At 49.3% G+C, this 20,321-nt stretch carries 20 protein-coding genes and 1 pseudogene; 11 read left to right on the forward strand and 10 right to left on the reverse strand.

The genetic code is table 11. The annotated features are described in order from the left end of the window. Position 1: 1 nt before the first annotated feature. Positions 2-613 (forward strand): DUF1190 family protein, encoded by a 612-nt coding sequence (locus LN341_RS16540; protein WP_046221623.1) that lies wholly within the window; start codon positions 2-4, stop codon positions 611-613. A 397-nt stretch (positions 614-1,010) separates the two neighbouring features. Next, entirely contained in the window at positions 1,011-2,987 is a 1,977-nt protein-coding gene (locus tag LN341_RS16545) for a BCCT family transporter (RefSeq protein ID WP_234206086.1), read from the forward strand. 87 nt (positions 2,988-3,074) lie between these two features. Here the strand turns inward: LN341_RS16545 and LN341_RS16550 are convergent, their stop codons facing one another. Further along, on the reverse strand, positions 3,075-3,593 hold the full coding sequence (locus LN341_RS16550; protein ID WP_046221625.1) for a lactoylglutathione lyase family protein: 519 nt from the start codon (positions 3,591-3,593) through the stop codon (positions 3,075-3,077). 98 nt (positions 3,594-3,691) lie between these two features. Here LN341_RS16550 and LN341_RS16555 point away from each other — a divergent pair, with 98 nt between their 5' ends. Continuing rightward, the gene (locus tag LN341_RS16555; protein WP_234206087.1) at positions 3,692-4,576 is read left to right on the forward strand and encodes a LysR family transcriptional regulator; all 885 of its coding nucleotides are present in this window, start codon (positions 3,692-3,694) and stop codon (positions 4,574-4,576) included. A 46-nt stretch (positions 4,577-4,622) separates the two neighbouring features. Here the strand turns inward: LN341_RS16555 and LN341_RS16560 are convergent, their stop codons facing one another. Continuing rightward, the gene (locus LN341_RS16560; RefSeq protein ID WP_234206090.1) at positions 4,623-5,528 is read right to left on the reverse strand and encodes a LysR family transcriptional regulator; all 906 of its coding nucleotides are present in this window, start codon (positions 5,526-5,528) and stop codon (positions 4,623-4,625) included. Positions 5,529-5,644: 116 nt separating this feature from the next. Between LN341_RS16560 and LN341_RS16565 the strand changes: the two genes are divergently transcribed. From LN341_RS16565 to LN341_RS16590, 6 genes are all read left to right on the forward strand, one after another. Further along, positions 5,645-6,877: an MFS transporter gene (locus LN341_RS16565; protein ID WP_234206092.1), complete on the forward strand. Its 1,233-nt coding sequence runs from the start codon at positions 5,645-5,647 to the stop codon at positions 6,875-6,877. 233 nt (positions 6,878-7,110) lie between these two features. Next, on the forward strand, positions 7,111-8,178 hold the full coding sequence (locus LN341_RS16570) for a poly(3-hydroxybutyrate) depolymerase (protein ID WP_234206094.1): 1,068 nt from the start codon (positions 7,111-7,113) through the stop codon (positions 8,176-8,178). A gap of 329 nt (positions 8,179-8,507) precedes the next feature. Then, positions 8,508-9,692 carry an acyltransferase gene (locus LN341_RS16575; RefSeq protein ID WP_234206096.1) on the forward strand — a complete coding sequence of 395 codons (1,185 nt, stop codon included), beginning with the start codon at positions 8,508-8,510 and terminating at the stop codon, positions 9,690-9,692. Positions 9,693-10,642: 950 nt separating this feature from the next. Beyond that, complete coding sequence (locus LN341_RS16580; protein ID WP_234206098.1) at positions 10,643-11,074, forward strand: hypothetical protein; 432 nt, start codon at positions 10,643-10,645, stop codon at positions 11,072-11,074. Between the two features lie 263 nt (positions 11,075-11,337). After that, positions 11,338-12,051 (forward strand): AzlC family ABC transporter permease, encoded by a 714-nt coding sequence (locus tag LN341_RS16585; protein WP_234206100.1) that lies wholly within the window; start codon positions 11,338-11,340, stop codon positions 12,049-12,051. Then, positions 12,041-12,349: an AzlD family protein gene (locus LN341_RS16590; RefSeq protein ID WP_046221628.1), complete on the forward strand. Its 309-nt coding sequence runs from the start codon at positions 12,041-12,043 to the stop codon at positions 12,347-12,349. Before LN341_RS16585 ends, LN341_RS16590 begins: the two co-directional genes overlap by 11 nt. A 42-nt stretch (positions 12,350-12,391) precedes the next feature. Here the strand turns inward: LN341_RS16590 and LN341_RS16595 are convergent, their stop codons facing one another. The 6 genes and pseudogenes from LN341_RS16595 to LN341_RS16620 all read right to left on the reverse strand — a co-directional run bounded on the left by LN341_RS16595 (position 12,392) and on the right by LN341_RS16620 (position 15,637). Then, positions 12,392-12,820 (reverse strand): N-acetyltransferase, encoded by a 429-nt coding sequence (locus tag LN341_RS16595; protein ID WP_082095824.1) that lies wholly within the window; start codon positions 12,818-12,820, stop codon positions 12,392-12,394. Between the two features lie 165 nt (positions 12,821-12,985). Further along, a pseudogene (locus LN341_RS16600) lies at positions 12,986-13,105 on the reverse strand (glyceraldehyde-3-phosphate dehydrogenase); the annotation flags it as partial. Positions 13,106-13,213: 108 nt separating this feature from the next. Next, complete coding sequence (locus LN341_RS16605) at positions 13,214-13,720, reverse strand: N-acetyltransferase (protein ID WP_200896222.1); 507 nt, start codon at positions 13,718-13,720, stop codon at positions 13,214-13,216. 158 nt (positions 13,721-13,878) lie between these two features. Beyond that, entirely contained in the window at positions 13,879-14,298 is a 420-nt protein-coding gene (locus LN341_RS16610; RefSeq protein WP_046221630.1) for a hypothetical protein, read from the reverse strand. Positions 14,299-14,304: 6 nt separating this feature from the next. Beyond that, a complete protein-coding gene (def, locus tag LN341_RS16615; protein ID WP_046221631.1) occupies positions 14,305-14,817 on the reverse strand; it encodes a peptide deformylase in 513 nt (170 codons plus the stop codon). 88 nt (positions 14,818-14,905) lie between these two features. Then, positions 14,906-15,637, reverse strand: coding sequence for a response regulator (locus tag LN341_RS16620; protein WP_234206636.1), 732 nt, complete (start codon positions 15,635-15,637; stop codon positions 14,906-14,908). 281 nt (positions 15,638-15,918) lie between these two features. Here LN341_RS16620 and LN341_RS16625 point away from each other — a divergent pair, with 281 nt between their 5' ends. After that, on the forward strand, positions 15,919-16,443 hold the full coding sequence (locus LN341_RS16625; RefSeq protein ID WP_234206101.1) for a GNAT family N-acetyltransferase: 525 nt from the start codon (positions 15,919-15,921) through the stop codon (positions 16,441-16,443). A gap of 116 nt (positions 16,444-16,559) precedes the next feature. Here the strand turns inward: LN341_RS16625 and LN341_RS16630 are convergent, their stop codons facing one another. Beyond that, on the reverse strand, positions 16,560-17,933 hold the full coding sequence (locus LN341_RS16630) for a YjiH family protein (RefSeq protein WP_234206103.1): 1,374 nt from the start codon (positions 17,931-17,933) through the stop codon (positions 16,560-16,562). A 90-nt stretch (positions 17,934-18,023) separates the two neighbouring features. Continuing rightward, on the reverse strand, positions 18,024-19,148 hold the full coding sequence (locus LN341_RS16635; protein ID WP_234206104.1) for an alanine/ornithine racemase family PLP-dependent enzyme: 1,125 nt from the start codon (positions 19,146-19,148) through the stop codon (positions 18,024-18,026). A gap of 140 nt (positions 19,149-19,288) precedes the next feature. On the opposite strand from LN341_RS16635, the gene LN341_RS16640 reads away from it, so the two are divergent. Further along, complete coding sequence (locus tag LN341_RS16640; RefSeq protein WP_046221634.1) at positions 19,289-20,224, forward strand: LysR family transcriptional regulator; 936 nt, start codon at positions 19,289-19,291, stop codon at positions 20,222-20,224. The last annotated feature ends 97 nt before the right edge of the window (positions 20,225-20,321 follow it).

The following is a 20,321-nucleotide window of genomic DNA, read 5'->3' on the forward strand; positions in this document are numbered from 1 at the left end:
CATGAAACGGACAAAAGACGTCAACCTTGCCGGCATGCGAAAACAATGGCGCCCCTTCGCCATTGCGCCTGTGACCGCCGCGATTACCGCGGGACTACTGACCGGTTGCAGTGACCCTCAGGAAGATGCGGTCATTTATCACACTGTGAATGATTGTAAAGATGACAACCCCGGCTATTCCGAACAGTGTGAAGCGGCCTATCAGAATGCGCTGAAGGAAGCTGAGCGGACTGCGCCGAAATACAAAAGCTTGCAGGAGTGTACGACTGAGTTCGGGATGAACTCTTGCATGAGAACGACTGAAAACAACTGGTTCATGCCTGCCATGGCTGGCTTTATGTTTGCCCGGCTGCTCGACAGTAACCGCGGTTACTACAGCCAGCCGATGTTCAGCTCCTATTACCCGGGCAGCCGTTATTACGGACGCTGGACCACAGCCGACGGCTACGACTACGGTTCCTACCGCTATAAAAAGTCAAAGATCAAAGTCGGCCCGGATCAGATGAAACCTAAACCGACCGTCAGCCGTACCATCTCGCGCGGCGGTTTTGGGTCCAGTGCGGCGGCAAAATCCAGCTGGGGCAGTTCATCAAGCAAAAGCTGGGGCGGATAATCTGACCTCATCAAACCCTGAGCGCCTGTTGGCGCTCTTTTTTCAACCACAAACTTACACATCAAAACAATCGCACCCGAATTTTATCAAAAACACCACAATAAACATTATTATCAACAAAAACAGATATTTAGACAAAACATTAGAGCTACAAATCAAATACAGACACAGATCACACTTTGAACACTAAGCAAAAAATTGATAATATCCTCACGTTTTTCATAAGCAGAAAATCTGGAATCCCTGCTTAACAAAAGGTCATAGCGCAAAAAATCGCTTTTAACATGGCCTATTTCACTGTCCGTTGAATTGATTCACATCAATTTTCACTAAAGCCTCTGCCACTAAGATGGCGCACCACTGAGCGGACATAGCAACCGTATGATTTGAAGGATTTATGGAAATTAAGTCAGATTTAAATAAACCGGTATTTTTTACCTCGGCAATCTTCATTGCCGCACTCTCTTTTATAGGTGTGATGTGGCCGCAAGCCATGGAAGCCTATTTCAAAAACATTCAAGGCTGGATCATCACTCAGGCGAGCTGGATCTACATCCTGGCTGTCGCCATCTTTTTGATTTTCCTTATTCTGGTCATGTTCAGCCGGCTGGGTGATATCAAACTCGGGCCCGATCATTCCGAACCAGATTACAGCTACAGCTCCTGGCTGGCGATGCTGTTTTCCGCGGGTATGGGTATTGGCCTGATGTTCTTTGGCGTTGCAGAGCCCGTGATGCATTTCACCTCTCCCCCGGTCGGTGATCCGCAATCGGTCGAAGCAGCGCGTGAAGCGATGAAGATTACGTTCTTCCACTGGGGTCTGCACGCCTGGGGGATTTATGCGCTGGTTGCACTGGCGATGGCCTATTTTGCGTACCGCCATAAACTGCCACTGTTACCACGCTCGGCCCTGTACCCGATCCTGGGTGACAAGATCTACGGTCCGATTGGCCATGTGATCGACATCTTTGCCGTGATCGGTACGCTGTTCGGTGTCGCGACTTCCTTAGGCTTTGGTGTGGTTCAGGTCAACGCCGGCTTCAATTATCTGTTTGATTTGCCACAAAGCACGACCGTTCAGGTACTCCTGATTGCCGCCATCACCCTGATTGCCACTGTTTCGGTGGTCATGGGTCTGGACGGCGGTATCAAACGTCTGTCGAACATCAATATGTTCCTGGCTGTGCTGCTGCTGGCCGTAGTCATCATTGCGGGTCCAACCGCGCTGATCATGAAGTCGTTTGTGCAAAACACCGGGGCTTACCTGAGCGACATCGTGAATAAAACCTTCAACCTCTATGCTTACGAGCCGAAGGAAGACTGGATCGGCGGCTGGACCCTGCTGTACTGGGGCTGGTGGGTATCCTGGTCACCGTTCGTGGGGATGTTTATCGCCCGGATTTCACGTGGCCGGACAATTCGTGAATTCCTGGTCGGTGTCCTGCTGATCCCATCGCTGTTCGGCTTCCTGTGGTTCACCGCCTTTGGTAACACAGCCATTGATGCCATCATGAATCATGGTGCGGCTTATCTGAGCCAGGCCGTGAGTGACAATGTGCCCGTTGCCCTGTTTAAGTTCTTCGAGCACATGCCGATGTCAACGATGCTGTCCGTCATTGGTGTCGCACTGGTGATCACTTTCTTTGTCAGTTCCTCCGACTCCGGCTCGCTGGTGATCGATACCCTGACCTCAGGCGGTGCGGCTGAGCCACCGGTCTGGCAGCGTATCTTCTGGGCCGTAATTGAAGGTGTGGTGGCCGCTGCGCTGCTGGCGGCTGGTGGTCTGTCTGCTCTGCAAACCATGACCATTGCCAGCGCCTTCCCGATCATGATTCTGATGCTGCTGTTCTGTTACTGCCTGTTCAAGGCACTGCGCAATGACTACATGCTGCAAAACAGTATTCAGACGCACAACACCAGCGTGCAATACGCTCAGGCCAGTGTGAGCTGGAAGTCCCGCATTTCGGCCATGGTGAACCATCCGAAGCAGGATGAAGCAGAGAAATTCATGACTTCAACGGCCATACCGGCGCTGACAAACCTGGTCGAAGAAATGAAAGTCCAGGGCCTGGCCGCCAAGCTTCAGGTACTGGATGAGTCGCGGGTGCGCTTGGTTGTCGAGAAAGAAGAAGTGGAAGATTTTGCCTATGGTATTCGCCTGCGTCACTTCGCACTGCCAGCCTATGCCAATGAGTCGTATGACGATTACTACCGCGCGGAAGTCTTCCTGCTGCAAGGTGGCCAGCAATATGATGTGATGGGTTACAACCAGGAACAGATCATTGCCGATGCCTTAACCCAGTACGAGCGCCACATGCACTTCCTGCATCTGGCCACCTCGGAAAACATTCAGGAAGAACCTGTCCTGTCATAAGGTTTGCCTGACTGAAATAACAGCAAAAGCCAGCTTCGCAATGAAGCTGGCTTTTTTTATCCCCACGCTCTGTAAATCACGATCGGCTCACTGGCTGTAAGCACCGCTGGCGTAATGCAGTTCATAGCTGTGGCTGTAGATTTCCAGAATATTCCCGAACGGGTCTTCCATATAAATCATGCGATACGGTTTCTCACCCGGATAATAATAGCGCGGTGCTTTCATGCGCTTTTTGCCGCCTGCAGCAACGATTCGCTCTGCCAGCTCCTCGACATTCGGGTCCTGCACACAGAAATGAAACACACCGGTTTTCCAGTATTCAAAGTTGTCTTCCGGCTGCTGCTGATTGTCGAACTGAAACAGTTCCACCCCAATGCGATCCCCGGTAGAAAGATGCGCAATCCGAAAACGTCCCCAACCCTCGCCAAACACATCGGTACACATTTCACCGATGGCGCTGTCATCCTCGACAATCTCCGTTGGTGACATGATCAGATACCAACCGAGCACCTCGGTATAAAACTTCACCGCCGCTTCGAGATCCGGCACTGAAATACCAATATGGGAAAACGTTCTTGGATAAGGCATTTGTTCGCTTGTCTTCATGGGTGAACCCCTCTTGTTGTTGAGTGCTTCACTTTAATTCGCCAAAATGCGAATTAAAAATTATCATTTATTCTTATTTCCATCACGATTTGTTATCCATGAAGCTCAACAGGCAATGGCTCCATACCTTCGCCACTCTGGTCGAGGCCGGCCAGTTCACTGAAACCGCCGCCCGGCTCCATATGACCCAACCGGGTGTCAGCCAGCATATCCGAAAACTGGAACAGCAAGTCGGACAGGCACTTCTGGTTCGGATAGGGAAAAAGTTTGAACTGACCCATGCAGGCACAGTGCTGTATCAGCACTCTCAGGCTTTGATGGCAGAAGAAAAACGCCTGCAACAGGCGCTGTCACAGGATAACCCGGAAGCCGGTCCGTGCCGGTTTGCCATGTCCGGTACGCTGGCCAATCAGCTTTACCCGCTTTTTGTTCAGCGCCAGCTTGACCATCCGGGACTGGTGGTTGGCGTTGAATCCGCGCCGGATCAGCGTGTGCTTCACTTATTAGAAATGGACGAGATCGATCTGGGTATTGTCACCGAGCCACCCGCGCAGGCGCGTTTTCACCGAGAGCGAATTGGTGAAGAAACCCTGTGCCTGGTTTTTCCTGCCACACAGCCTAAATCTGAGTTGTCGCAAGCCTTACTCGCAGAAACCGGGTTTATCGATCACCCCAACGCCCGCCGGTATCTCGACAGTGTATTGTTGGATCTGCCATTTTCCATACCGCACGATTCGCTGCCGGTACGTGGTTACATTAATCAGCTCAGTCAGATTTTACTGCCGGTTTCACTCGGGCTCGGTTTTACCGTCCTGCCGGAGAGTACCATTCTGGAATCCCCGTACGTTCAAGATCTGCGTATTCTGCACCGCAGCATTAATGCCAGAGAGCCTTTGTATCTGATCCGGAAACGCCATCGTGAGCTGGCCTCACGTTATACCTGGTTTATCGACTGCATCCGGCAGACGCTGCAGTCTTCCTGAGCAATCAGGAAAAGCACCCAAACGCGCTGCATCCAGCGCATTTCACTCAGTACTCATTTGTTTTTTTAAGGTTTTTTTGCAGGTGTTCAATGAAAATCGTGATCTTTTTGGCCAAATGTTTTCGCCCGGCATAGAAAGCGTAGAGGGCCAGGGGCTCAGGTTCAGCGTCTAACACTATATGCTGCAAGGTACCTGCGTTTATTTCATTGGTGCACGACTCCTCAGGCAATATCGCGAAGCCAAGACCTGCCAGCGCACCAAATTTTGCCATGTTGCCGCTGTTGACTTTAAATGACGATTTCACATGCTGCGTAAGCAACTGACCGTTTGAATGCCTAAATACCCAGGGGGTGCCATTTAACGCCGTTAAGCTCGTGATACAAGGCAAGTGGGACAAATCGGCCAGTTTATCAGGACGGCCATGCTGTCTGATCAAGACCGGTGCCGCGACCACAATGCTTCGCAACCTGACGATCTCTTTCGCCACCCAGCCACTATCGGTTAATTTTCCTCGCTGATAACTCAGAATCAGATCAAACCCATCCAGTAAGCCCTCTTTGGGGCTCAGACTGGTTTCGCAGGATAACGATATGGCTGGATGCTCAACACAAAAATCGACGACTGCCTTTGCGAGTACCGGAATATCCGGCATCAGAATTCTGAGCGAACCTGCTACCGTTTGAGCGTGCTGATTCACTGCTTCAAGTGCATCGTTCAGCGCCGCTAACAAGACATGTGTCGTCGCGTAAAGCTGTTCACCCGCCTCGGTTGGGGTCATACGACGCGTTGTTCTTTCCAGTAACCGGGTATCCAGCTTCTCTTCAAGTAAAGCGACATGACGGCTGACATTTGATGTGGGTAAATTGAGCTGTTCTGCTGCCTTTTTAAAGCTGTTGGACTCATAAACGCAGTGAAAACTTTTCAGCCATTGCTGCTCGATCTGCTCAATCATTTATTATCCCGAAACGTTGGATTATCAAACCAATAAGCCGCACTTTATTACTCAATTCGGGCGAATACAATCAAGTCTTTCTTAAGAGTTCCCCCTCAAGACCAGAAGGCTTAACAATGCTCACTTCATTTTTTTCATCACGCCGCATCTCTGATTACAGTCTTTATCTCTGCTTCATAATTCATTTTCTGGTTGCACTGGATGCTTTAGTGATTGTGCCTTTCAGCTCGGTCATGGCACTGGAAGCGAGAGTTCCGGCATCACAGTCTGGTTATCTGACGTCTGTTTACGCGATTGCTGCAGCGATGACTTGTCTGATTATTCAAGGCTCACAGGATGTGACGCGTGAACGAAAGAGAATCCTTTTTTATCTTGCTGGGATCGCGATGACGACGCTCATTACCTCAACGCTGGATAACTTTAATCTTTTACTTTTGGCTCGGATAGTGACAGGATTTTTTGGGGGTGCGTTGGCTGTTGTCAACCTGAATTATTTAATCTTGATCTCTGATGAACAGAAAAAAAAAAGAAACACCGCAATATTGGTCAGTGCATTTCCGTTAGCCCTCGCGCTTGGTGTACCAGGTCTCATCATGGTGTCCGCCGGCACTCACTGGCAGTTTGGATTTCAGCTGTTAAGCATGGCTTTGATATTTTCTGCCATCTTGCTTTTAATCGTTCATGTTGCTTCTCCCAAACCATTACTGGCATCAGGATATACGAAGGACACGGTGCAAAATACGTCAGTGAACCCACTCAGGAATTACAAACGATTACTTTTCTTTGCTGCACTGATTTTCACCACCATTTTGAGCACTTTTGTCGTTTCAACCCAATACCCTGTCATGCTAACGGTAAACCTCGGTATCTCTGAAAAACTTCTGAGTTTTTGTTACATGGCAAGCGGCCTGGGCTCTTTTGTGTTCATTCAATATTACGCAAGAGCGAAAATGAGCGATGTTGCGGTTGGCAAGTTAATCGCAGGACTATCATTTGTGATGGCGATTGCTGTGGGAGTAGGTTTTTATACAGAAATTGTCAATCTTGCCGCACTGGCCTTTGTGATGTTTATCATTGTCAGCTCTGCGCGAACACTTATCTTAATTACCGAATTAATCAGCGCTCTCACGCCACAAGATCGTGTGATTTTCATCGGTTTGCAAAACGCTCTCCAGCATTTCGCAGTCGGTCTGGGCGGCGCATTAGGTAGCCTGCTCGTTACCTCGCAAGCGGATTTATCTGTCGATTTTACAGCAATGACGTACGTGGCAATCGCCTTAACTACCTGCACACCAATACTGTGGAAAGGCAAGTCACTGATAAAATTCGATAAGGTCAATCAGACGTGATGAGTTGTATACCATCGGTAAATAACCGGCTCTCACGAATCGTCGATATAGATAAAACCACAATACCCCAGGCCGTGGCTGTCCATTCAGCCACTTTCAAAGTCACCCTCGTTTCGATTCAAATCTGAAATTCACATTTGCGCAACATATTGCTTATTCGCACCTATACTCCTTCCAGACTCACGCTCAAAGCGTACGACAAGGACGTCAATCTCATCAGACAGGAGTTCAGAATGTTGCACACTCTGTTACAACGTTTATTGACATTTACATTGCTGTTTTCTGTTTCAGCGCACGCAACAACCGTGCTGCTGCCGCCATTGAATGCGCAAGCCAATCAAACCTCGATTTCCGGTCTGTCGTCCGGTGGCTTCATGGCAGCGCAATTTCATGTCGCCTTTTCTGAATCGCTGGTCGGAGCAGGAATTGTGGCGGGAGGTCCCTGGAATTGCGCGGGTAACAACCCGTTTGTGAACCCGCTGATCAACGCGACAACCACTTGCATGAACCCCTGTGAAAATAGCCTGAATGGCTGTTCATCAAGCCTGTTTCCCAACAGCGGATACTTAGCTGAGTTAGCGAAAGTAACTGCAAACAACGGCCGGATAGACGATACTCAGCACCTGAAAAATGATCAGGTTTACCTTTTTTCGGGCCGGCTGGATGAAACAGTCGTCACAGGTGTGGTCGATTCCGCAGTCAACTTTTACCGGAAACTGGGGATGCCTGACTCGCAGATCCGCTATAACAGCAGCGTCAATGCCGGCCATGCCTTTATCACCAGCGATCCGGCAGATACCCCCTGCGATCTCACGCAATCCCCTTATATCAATAACTGTGATATCCCACAGGCACAGCGAATTCTGGCACACATTTATGGTCCGCTGAATCCCCCTGCGGCAACGCCAGATGGAGACTTAGTGGCATTCGATCAGAGTGAATTCATCAGCAGTTCCACCACCAGCATGGATGACACAGCGTATGTCTATATTCCCGCCAGTTGCCGCTCGGTATCCTGTAAAGTACATGTCGCTGTCCATGGCTGTCGCCAGGGTATTTCGTTTATTGGTACCACTTACATCAGAGAAACCGGTTATCTGGAAATTGCCGATACCAACGAGATCATCGTACTTTTCCCGCAGGTGAAAAAGTCTGATTTTATCCCCTACAACCCACGTGGTTGCTGGGATTTCTGGGGATACGGCACGCTGAACAACCCACCTTATAACTATTACACCAAAGACGCCCCGCAGATGAAGGCGATTAAAGGAATGATTGATCGTTTGGTCAGTGCCGGATGATCCGAACCACTATTAAATACTGTATCAATATCCCATCATTGGTAGCTGCTCACAAATGATGAGGGCGAACAAAGAGAGCACAGATGCATACGCTTTTGCAGCGGAAGCGTATGCACTGACACTGTATTTAACTTTCAATATTTCAATTGCTTACATTTAATACGCCACGACAATCACGATTTTTCTCTCCCAACACTCTACTGCATAAATGCAACAAGACACCTATTAATTCTTGCCATAAAATAATCACGAATAGTATCAGGGCTACTCATAACCCACCGTGGGGCCTATTTCTGCAAGAACAGAAAACATAAAAACAGGACTAAGACATGCAAGGTCAACTCCCTTTATTAACACCGATTCGCGGTATTGCTGCGCTCATCGTTACCTATTTTCATGCCCGTTTAATTTTGTTTCCGCAATGGCGGGACAGTATTGCGCAATCCACTCATTTTTTGGAAAACGGTTATCTCTGGGTGGATATCTTTTTTATCTTGAGTGGCTTTGTCATGATGCATGTTTATCAATCAACTTTCGCCACAGGCAGTAGCTTCAAAAAATGGCGAGGGTTTATGTGGTTGCGTTTCAGTCGTATTTATCCTCTGTTCTTTGTCACTCTGGCCGTACTCTTTAGTTGGGAATATTACAAATCGGTACACCACATAGGCTTTTATGCCGGCCCATTATTTGATGCTTGGGGTGCCACGGGAATTCCTCCTTTTACCGGCCCGTTTAACCGAACCGAGACCCTGTTACCCAATTTGTTCCTGGTAAATGGTATTCTTTCCCAGCCTTTAAGCTGGAACATTGCGGGATGGTCACTGAGTATTGAATGGCTGTGTTATATGGTCTTTCCGTTGCTAATATCAGTGCTTTTGCGATCAGCAAAAAGCAATGCCTGGCTGCCAGTCCTGATTATGCTGGTACTAAGCGGTATGGTGAACATGCATGGAACATTGGATATCACTTCAACACTGAATGCATTTGTCCGTGGCCTTTGCGGCTTCACATTAGGTCTGTGGTTATCCCGGATCTCATTCGGTCCCAGAACGAAAAGCTGGATCAATCACGATGGGATACTGTTTGCGCTCATCATTGCGTTAATCACAGTACTTCAATTCAGCATCAGCTACACAGTCACTATGGCGACTTATGTACTGTTTGCAATCTTAGTACTCGTTGCGGCCAATCAGGAAAAACGATCTTCGTTGTTGCTCAGCTTACTCGATAATAAAGTCACGCAATTTTTGGGCGATATCTCTTATTCCATTTACCTTTGGCATTCTGTCTTGCTATTAGCTGGGGTGGAAGTTATCCATCACATTAACCCAGACTGGACCGCATGGTGGTATGCACAAACATCTGCTGGTATTGTATTGACCGGTATCCTTTTGTTTACCGCTGCGCTGATCTGCATTTCCACATTCAGTTACTACTTATTCGAACGCCCATTGATGACATGGATGCGGGGAATGGCAGGGAGACGCACCCCGCCAGAAGTGTCTAAAGCATAACTGTTGATTACAATTACAGTGGCTGAGATTCAGCCACTGTTAACTTAATCAGGCTATGTTAAACAATTCATTATTCGCTCAATATCATGATATTTCACTAATGTAGGACGACAGGATACCTGTAAGAAAAGTCATTTTTCCCAATAATTATGTGATAATGTCCTAATAAATAAACTTAAGATAATACCATACGTTTTATATGGTCGCCTAATTTTCCTTTACTTTCAACGAGAAAGTGTATCGCTATCTTGCTTCCGGGCTAATCATAGGAAATACCGTGTCTAATACTAACATGAATCAATTTAAAAGTTTTTCTCTCATTACAATACAAGGGTTTCTTGTTTTCATCCTCGTTGCTGCAATCGCCTTATTGATTTCAATATCATTTTCAGAGATATTTTTTAGTAATTATAATGAAAGCAGCCCGGCAGGAGCGACATTCTTTATTTCCGGTATGTACTTAACATTATTCATCACCAAAAAAACATGGCATTCATCGATCAATAAAGATTTAAAAAAAACTTTACTAACAACTTCATTGATATGTTCAACTATTATTTACTCAGTCTATTGCATCATTAAAGAAATTAAAGACTTTGATAGACTTTTAGACCAATACATTTTATTACAAGTGGTAGCAGTATTATTAACACTGATATTGCAATACTTCATATACAGCAAGAAATAAGCTATAAACTCGACATTCACTATCCCCATCCTTATCTAAATCACATAGAAGAATTCATCCCTACATGTCAGGTTGTCGGCGCAAAAAGCGCCAACAACCTCTTCAACCGTACGACTTCAGCCACCGAATGTGTGTCAAGACAAAACAAACTGGCAGATCAGAGCCAACCAGCCATACTGTTGCAACCTGTCAGGCAATGTTAGCCTTTAAATGTTAACCCAACAGCAAGACATTGGACTTCTTGAAACAGTAGGAAAATTGTATGAAAACATACCTTACGAATAGTAAATTCCTGAATCTCTTACTCTACAGTTTATTCCTGATGTCCTCGGTTGCGGTAACTGCCGATGATATTCGCACTGAACGCGTTCAATTTCAGAAAGGCACGAACGGCGCCGTGATCGAAGGGAGCATCAAGGGCTATGAGGTTGTTGATTACGTGTTGAATGCCAAAGAAGGCCAGCAGATGAACGTCAGCATGGCAACCAAGAACACCGCCACCTATTTCAACATACTGGCACCTGGTGAAAACGAAGCTGCCATGTTTAACGGTTCTGTCAGTGAGAACCAGTATGAGGGAAAGCTGCCTGCGTCTGGTGATTACAAAGTCCGGGTGTATATGATGCGATCTGCCGCACGCCGGAACGAAGTCGCTGACTATCGGTTAGAAATGATGATCAACAGCGGAAATTAATGTCTGCAGGACGGGAATTAGGCAGTGCAAGTACATGCCAATGCCTAATTCCTGTCGCCCATCATCCGGCTTTCTCTGAAGGTAAAATACGCCAGGACCCGGCATCAATGACAGCTACAAAACGCTTCAGCCAATCTGGCTGTCAGTCCTGCTAGCGCATTCATTCGATTGTCAAATGGATAATTTCTGAATATGCGCTTTTGGATTTTCCTATTCCAGTTTATTGTTTCGACAATCTCTGAATATTCAAAGTGATGGTTTTGATGCATACGCAAGAATTGAAGCTTGAATTGAATGCGATACAACAAGGTTTTGTCAGCTTAGTGCCTATTTCGTTGTTCGTATTCGTCTTTGGTGCCGCTTTTGGTTTGGCTGCGGCTCAGGAAGGACTGAATGACGCTGCCGCCGTATTGATGAGCGCCCTTGTGTTTGCCGGGGCTTCGCAGTTCGCGGCTTTAGACCTTTGGGGAACCCAGGTGCCAGTGCTCCCGTTAGCCATCACAGTCTTTGCCATTAATGCCCGGCATTTGCTCATCGGAGCAACCTTGTATCCCCATATTCGTTCCCTGAATCCGGCCACCCGCTATGGCGTGATGCTGGTTGCCTCCGATGCCAACTGGGCGCTGTCGATGCGGGCTTTTGCTCAAAATGAGACGGCCAAAGGACTGGGTTTACTGTTCGGCGGCGGCATCGCCATTTGGTTTTTCTGGATGATTGGGACCTGGGTTGGTTTTTATTTCGGCAATGCCATCCAAAATCCGTCCGCCTTTGGCGTAGACATGGTGATGGGGTGTTTCCTGCTCACCATGGCGCTGGGAGGCAGCAAAAACAATAAAACGTACGTGATCTGGGCTGCGGCGGCCGCCTCATCGATTGCCGCTTACCTGTATCTGCCAGAAAACAGTCACGTGATTGTTGGTGCACTCACAGGTGGCATCACGGGCGTATTCCTGAAAGGAGATAACCATGAGCATTGATACCTCGGAAATGGGCACACTGTTACTCGTCATCATCATGGCGGTGGTGACAATTGCAACCCGCTGGGGAGGTGTATTCATTATGTCTTACATTCCCATCAGCCAGCGTGTTCAGCAGTTTATCTCGGCGATGTCAGGCTCTGTGCTCATTGCAATTATTGCGCCCATGTTCATCAAGGGAGATACGGGAGCTCAAGCGGCACTCCTGGTAACCGCTGTGGGTACCCTGGTGCTGAAAAAACCGCTGCTTTCTATTGCTGCCGGCATAGCAATGGCTGCACTGATGCGACAGATGTAGATATTCAGAGGTTCCTGAGTACCACCCGCACTCAGGAACCGCCTACACTGCCTCGTACCCCATCACCCATTCTCCTTCGCCGGTATGTTCATCAATATTACCGCCAAGAACACGAAAGCCCTGAGAAAGATAGAAGCGATAGCTCGCATCATTGCGTTTATACACATTCAGCGACAGCGACTCGCGCCGTTTTTTGGCATGGTTGAGCAGTGCTTTCCCTATCCCTTTGCCCTGCACATCGGGTTTGACGAAAATGGCCGCCAGCTGGTTTTGGTACAGGGCATAGAATCCCTTTACTGTCCCGTTTTCAGCCCAGACGTACACTTCTGAAGCCGGCAGATACATGTTTCGCATGTTATCGAGCTGTGACTGCCAGAAATTCGGGGAAATAAAATCGTGCGCTTTGAGTGAAGCATTGAGCCAGATATCCAGTACCGGCTCCATGTCTGTGTCTGTAAATGCTCTAATCATTGTGTCTTTATGTTGTTTGCGTTCACAGGAGTATCCCAGTTAACACGGTGGCCTTGCCAGAACAGAGATCCCAGAATGAAGGAAAGTAGTCGGTATGCGTCGCAAAATCTCGCCCCGGCACGTCCGCATCTCTCCTTCAGACCTCTCGACTTTCACCTACTTTCGTTAGAACCCCGAGCCCATATTGAAGTAAAAAGCGCTTTCTTCGTCACTGAAAGCAATATCGATATGCAGGCCGTACCGGCGGGCGATCAGGTAGCGAAAGCCCGTGCCATAAGCGGTTTCACTGACCTTATGATTGGACACACTCATTTCCGTTTGCGGCCAAAACTTAGCCCCAGCAATCGTGGTGTATCCTGAACCAGGAACTGGAATTTCTGGATTGCCGCAGTCCTAACAAAGGACCCATTCACCGTCCTGATGTATCCGAATGTCGCGGCGGTAAATGTCCGTACCGCGCAGGCTGCCATCCTCGCCCACACGCTGCCAGCCCCAGCGACGGTAATGGCGTAACGCCCTTTCGTTGGTGCGGCTGACCGTTAACAACATTGCCTGACAGCCCGCCTGAGAAAGCGTATCTGCCATAAACCGCTGTGCGGCATCGGCCACACCGGAGCCACGGTATTCAGGAATAAGGTAAATCAGGTGGATATAGCCTGTTTCGGCTTGATCGGAATAAGACTTAAACTCCAGCTGGCCAATAATCTGGTCATTCTCCCAGATATGAATGTAATACCAGCGGGGGTCCACCAGCCGGGCACGCATTCTTTCTTCATAACCGCGAATAAAGGGCGCAAAGCCGTGGTCAGACTGAAAGGTGCACACAAAAGCATCTCGCCGGAAGGCCATGCAAACTGAAAAATGGTCATCAACATTAACTGGACGAAATTCAGGTTTCACATGGCCTCCCAGTTAGGTGCAATCTCGTCAGTTCAGACGCCAACGGCCGCATTATAGTGAATCAACCGTGTAAACTGCGATTCAGAAGGTTTAAAACGGCAATCCAGATCTTTCCCGACACGTCGAATACGCTGTGTGTTCATTCTCATAGAAGGTGGTCAGTCAAATAATATCTGAAGTGCTCGACTGTCAAAATGATCATTCGCATCTTCACTCATGCACCGAATTGGCACCATCCAGTCAAGGTCATATAGCCGAGCATGTTCAAAAATCATGCAAGACTGATAATTCACGAAATAATCTTCTATATTTTCTTCAGACAGCGTTCCATAACGTTTGATTGAATCTGAAGCACAATAATTCGAAGCAGGTGATATTTCAACGGTACACGCACCTTCAGAAATATTCATACATTTCTGATATAACGGATTCGCACAGATGACTTTACCGCCATTCTTCTCTATTTTCCCCGCGACCAGTTCCAGCCAAGCATGATGGAGAGCGGGCTCCTCTTGCGGTTTACTGGCACAACCTGTCAACAGACTCACCATCAGGCTCACTCGAATGATTTTATTCATTATTTTCTACGCTGTTTTCGCCATCGTCTTCACGGCTTTTTTGACTTTCTTCATCGCCATTTGGCGTTTGAATGGCGACAGATAATCAATGAACAGATTTCCGCTCAGATGGTCAATTTCGTGCTGCATCACAATAGCCAGAAAATCATCACGCTCTATCGTTACTGGATTTCCCTGCCGATCAAGTGCAGTCACCACCACAGATTGATAACGCTCAACATCGGCGTAATAATCCGGCACTGAAAGACAACCTTCCTGTCCCATGGCTTTATTTTCACCACGCGCCACGACCGGGTTAATCAGCACCAAAGGTTGATCTCTGGTCTCTGAGATATCAATCACCACCACAGCTTCTCGGCGACCAACCTGAGTCGCCGCCAGGCCAATACCATTCGCGGTGGCATACAGGGTCTCCAGCATGTCATCCACCAGCGTCTGAACAGCAGTAATATCCGTCACAGGAATGGCCTGCTCTTTTAAACGGGGATCCGGGGCGGTGAGAATCTCTAATCGTGCCATCTTGTTTCAATTACCTTAACGTTAACGACAATCAGGTTCAGCATTCTCTGATACTTTTGTGCTCACCGCATTATCTTATGGGTTTTCTTTAATTTTCATAAGTCACTGGTGCAGTAAAAATATAGCCGTTGCCCCGCATGGTTTTGATGTACTTGGGATGCTTGCCGCTGTCACCCAGTCGCTGTCGCAACCGGCTCAGCTGAACATCAATTCCCCGCTCAAACGGCAGCGCTTCACGGCCCCGGGTGGCATTGGAAATGGTGTCCCTGTCCAGCACTTCATTGGGACGGGATAAAAAGAGCATCAGCAAACTGAAATCCCCGCCCGTCAGTTCATAGTCCTGCTCTGTCTGCAGGTCATAGAGCCGGTGAGATAGCGTCTCCAGACGCCAGTGTCCGAACCGGATCGATCGGGGCAAGGCCGTCGGTTGCACGATTTCCTCCGGACCGGCAGGGCGTGTGCGACGCAACAGTGCCTTAATGCGCGCCAGCAACTGACGCGGACTGAATGGCTTGGCGATATAATCATCAGCGCCAATTTCCAGCCCCAGAATCTGATCCATTTCATCCGAGGCAGCGGTCAGCATCATAATCGGCACTTCCGATGATTTCCGCACAAACTGGCACAAGGTAAAGCCGTCGTCCCCCGGCATCATCACATCCAGCAGGATGACATCGGGCGAATGCACTTCAAGCTGCTGCTTCATGGCAATGCCATCTTCTGCGGTGATCACCTCATAGCCGGATTTCGCCAGATACTCCTGTAATAACTCGCGGATTTCGACATCGTCATCCACAACCAGAATGGTCTTTGTCGACATGGTGGTGTTCTCTTTCTGTTCGTACACGTCATTATCGTTATGATTTTTCACTGCTAACTTTCATCAAGCGCTTTGCAAGTCGCTTCATTGATCCCTGAAAGTAATTCAGCCGCTAGCAGTGTTATTCATTACCGGGATGAAATCACGGTTCAGGCGACAAAAGTTTGAGGCGGATAAGGTTTTACGGCCTGGTTGCAGGTGAAATTTTGCTGCCAGCTTCCACTGATACGCCATTCATGCATAATGCTTTTAAAGCAGTCTGTTCAGAGAAAAACTCCCTTATGCTCACCATTGATTACGCCATCTTTGACGATCATGCCGCGATTACCGATCTGCATGTTCGCAACTGGCAGGCCGTGTATTGCAACGATCTGTCGGAGCAATACCTGACGCACGATATCCATCAGGACAGGTTTCAGACCTGGTATTCGCGCTTAACTCAGCCCATGAGCAAGCGTCATATTCTGGTTGCAAAACAAAACGGGCAAATGTGTGGATTTATCTGCATCGAGCTGGATGCGCATCCTGAACTGGGCACACTGGTGGATAACCTGCATGTGAACCCTGAAATCAAAGGGCAAGGCATTGGCAAGCAACTGCTTGCTGCGGCCAAAAAGATTATGGCTGAGCACGCGCAGTCAGACGGTCTGTATCTCGAAGTGCTGGCGTCTAATCTGCCGGCCATCGGCTTCTATCAGCGGATGGGCGGCACAGCGTACTGTGCGCAGACCTGGCAGGCACCGGACGGCACTGTGGTTGATGAGTATGTTTACCATTGGCCCCGACGCGAACATTTAACGTTCTAAACGCAGAATTTGCAGTGCCTGTCACGACCCTGTCTGTCCAACGGGTCGTTTTGCAGCAATCATGAAAGAAGAGCGACCCCAGCTCTCTCCATCTCAGAGAGAGCTGAGAAGAGAGCTTAAAACAACAGATGCGCAATGCCGACTACGATGGGCAGGGAAATCAAGGTGCGCAACAGAAAAATAGCCACCAGATTCAGAAAATTAAGCGGTATCTTGCTACGCAGGATAACGGTGCCGACTTCGGACATAAAGATGAGTTGGGTAACCGAAATGCAGGCAATAATAAAGCGGGTCATTTCGTTCTCGATGCCAGAGCCGAGTACGGCAGGCAGGAACATGTCAGCGAAACCAACGACCATAGCGGGCGCAGCGGCTGCCGCTTCTGGTACCTGCAGCAGACTCAGTATCGGTTGAAATGGCATCCCCAGATACCGGAACAGTGGTGTGTATTCGGCCAGCAAAATCGCCAACGTACCAAACGCCATGACCACCGGCATGATCCCCACCCACATTTCCAGAACGTTGCGAGCGCTTTGCCTCAGTATGACGCCAGGGCCAGTGACCGTTTGCGACTGCGCGAGGGCGCGTTCCAGACCGTAGGACCAGACAGATTTTCCCTTGGGAGGTATTTCCTCATTATCAAGGGTTGGTGCCCCTTCGTAGTATTCGTCTCCAATCCGCGATAGTGGCGGTATGCGGGGCATGATAAAGGCCAGAGTCAGGCCAGCAACCAGCAAGGTCAGGAAGAAGGGACCAATCATGTGAGCAAGGTTCAGATAAGTAATAACAACAATGGAAAAGGTGACCGATACCAGTGAGAAGGTGGTGGCGATGACGGCAGCTTCCCGCTTTGTGTAGTGGCCGTTTTCGTATTGCAGGTTGGTCAGAACCACTCCTATGGTCGCATCACCGACCCAGGAAGTCATGCAGTCGACGGCAGATCGTCCGGGCAACTTAAACAAAGGTCTGAACAAACGGGTGAACAGTGCACCGACGAATTCCAGCAGGCCGAACATCAACAGCAGCGGCAGAAAAATGGCAGCGAGTAGGAAGATCACCAACAGCAGCGAAACCAGATCGTTCAGCATCAGACCACCGGTGTTTTCATGCCACAGTAGTTCTGGCCCCCATTGGAAATAGACCATGGTTGCGAACACAGCACCGACACAGCGTACCAGGGTCCAGAACATACCGGCGGAAAACAACTCGCGGTAGAGTTCGGTCCTAAGCAGTGTCGGCGGTGCTCCCAACTGCCCCAGCACGCTCAGTACCGCAAACAGGTTGATCAGGATCATCGCGAACAGAGGAGCATCGCCGAGTGCGTTCTGCAATAAGCCTGCAAACCAGGCGATAAGCACAGTTGGTTCGCCGTCGAACTGCATCGGCACGAGAAACAATAGAATGCCGAGCAGAGACGGCAATATAAATTTGGCGTAATCCATAAAACCTGCCGTGTTTGGCTGGGTTTGGATTTGGGTTTGAGTGCTCATGGTCGCTCTCCTGTTCATTGTTGTAATTATTAATGTTGTGTTTAATATCTTTTTTGACAGCGGGTGCTCACCTTTGCAGGGGCTGGTGCTTTATTCGACACTCCTGGGGGCAGCTCGATGACGGTGCCCCCTATCAGCCTGAGCATCGTGGATAAATGTTTTGCGAACATAGGGCGACAGAATGCCCTGGACTGAAGCTCCGTAGCCGAGATCAAAGCTGAGTGAATCGCCAACGCGCCAGGGCCGGCTCTCAGTCAAATCCAATACCAGGTGGTCCGAAGAGGCGCCCAGGACTTCAACACCGGGGTCGCGCGGCAAAAGGGTGGCCAGGTCGGTGTCCAGGCGTCCAAAACCGACGATGCCGCGTATCCGGTCGCCGCGATCCTCGAACTGAGGCACGTGGCCGAAGGCGTCGACAACAATATCTCCCTCGGGCATGGACGCCTTCGTCTGAATCTCAATCAGTTCGGCGTTTAAAGTGAATAGACCGGTGTTCAGACCGGACAGGGGTTGATCGGTGAAAGGATTTTTTCCCTGCAGGATGGTAAAGCCAATACGTAGGTGATTGATGCGTTCTGGAATCCGCTGTTGCAGCAACAACGGCAGTGCGCCCGAATTGCCGCCGGAGATATAGCGCAATGAGCGCTGAAGTTGTTGCTCGACCCGTTCGGCACATTGCACCAACTGCCCAAGGTTGTATTCCGTGGTACGCACACCACCAATGCAACCGAGGTTGGTCCCGATACCGACCAGATCCAATCCCGGCAAGTCCTGAATCCGGTCCACCATATCCGGCAGCCGCCCAGGTAAAATGCCTTCCCGCCGATCCCCCAGTTCCACCATCAGAATGACCGCGTGACGTTTGCCCAGTTGTTCAGCAGTAGCGGACAATGCACGCAGCGAGGCCAGTTCCGAATTCAGACTGAGGTCGCATTGCTCAACCACTTGTGAAGCCTGGCTGGGAGAAGGAGAACGCAGCAACAACATGGGTTGTTGCAATCCTGCACGCCGCAGCCGGTCGATGTTCTCCAGGCGGGAGTCTGCCAACATATCAATACCACCTTGGGTAAAAGCATGGGCAATACGTGCGTCACCACAGGCTGCTTTAACGACCCCTGCAATCTCGATTCCCGACTGGTGGCACCAGTCGGTGACGGTCCGGGCATTCTCGGCCAACTGTTGCAAATGTATATCAAGGCGGGCGGATGGATTCATGTGTATTCCCCAGGCAGAAAGATACGACTAGGGTTTAAAGCTAAGTGAAAAACAGCTATTAATCTAAATGTTAAACTCTATGTTTGATATAAATTTGGTCTATGCATAGACTAACAACCGAATCATTGGAGATCCTGCTCATGGACGAGTCATCCGCACACTACAACCAGCTTGAGCGCTTCGCCTCTCGTCTGGATTGGAATTTGCTACGCACCTATATTGTGATCGTTCAGGAGCAAAGCATCACCGCAGCTGCGGACCGACTCTGCCTGCAACAGCCAACCATCAGCGCTGCCCTGAAGCGGCTGGAATCAACACTGGAGCGGAAACTGATCGAGCGGCGACCAGGCCGTTTCGAGTTAACCCATGCAGGTCAAACACTCTATGACGAGGCCATGTCGATTTACCGCACTGTATCCCGGTTGAAGGAATTCGTCAGCGAATCCCAGGCGGATACCCTGGGGCACATCCGCATCATGACCATCAGCCATGTGGTCAGCGATTATCTGGATGAACTTCTGAGTCGCTTCTTCAGGGATCACCCCAAGGTGACTGTATCCTGTGAGGTCTCGACCACAGCCACCATTCTGTCGGAGTTGGAGAAATGCACCATCACTCTTGGTGTTTGCGATGGCGTCGTACCTGAATCGCTGGAGAGCCGCTTTTTGCTGCGCGAGCAGTACGCTCTCTATTGCGGACCCGGCCACGCCCTGTACGGGCGTAAAGGATTGAAGCTGGAAGACCTGCGGGGTGAGGCCTATGTGGCGTTTACTTCAGACGTGCTTGGCGGCGAACACATGGGGGCGGTGACCGCCATCCGTGCCCTCGCGTCAATCGGACAACATGTACGTGGCAGTTCCTGCCATGTTGAAGAAGTGACCCGAATGATCATTAACGGAGTCGGGATCGGCGTTCTCCCGTTGCATTTGGCTGAGCCACATGTAAAGCGCTCTCAGTTATGGCAGTTACCGCCCTACCATGATTTACCCGAGTCGGATATACAATTGCTGTTCAATCCCTTGTCACGCTTTAATGATGCCGAACAGGCTTTGGTGGACAGTTTGAAGCAACGGTGAAATCAAAAATACTCAATATCTGCCATCGACCCGGCAAGGATCAGATGAAGTTCTGATTGCTGACACAGCCGTACAACACGGCCGTATCCAGCGATAC

Origin of the sequence: Photobacterium sp. TLY01 (assembly GCF_021432065.1) — a bacterium.
Taxonomy (GTDB): Bacteria; Pseudomonadota; Gammaproteobacteria; order Enterobacterales; family Vibrionaceae; genus Photobacterium; species Photobacterium halotolerans_A.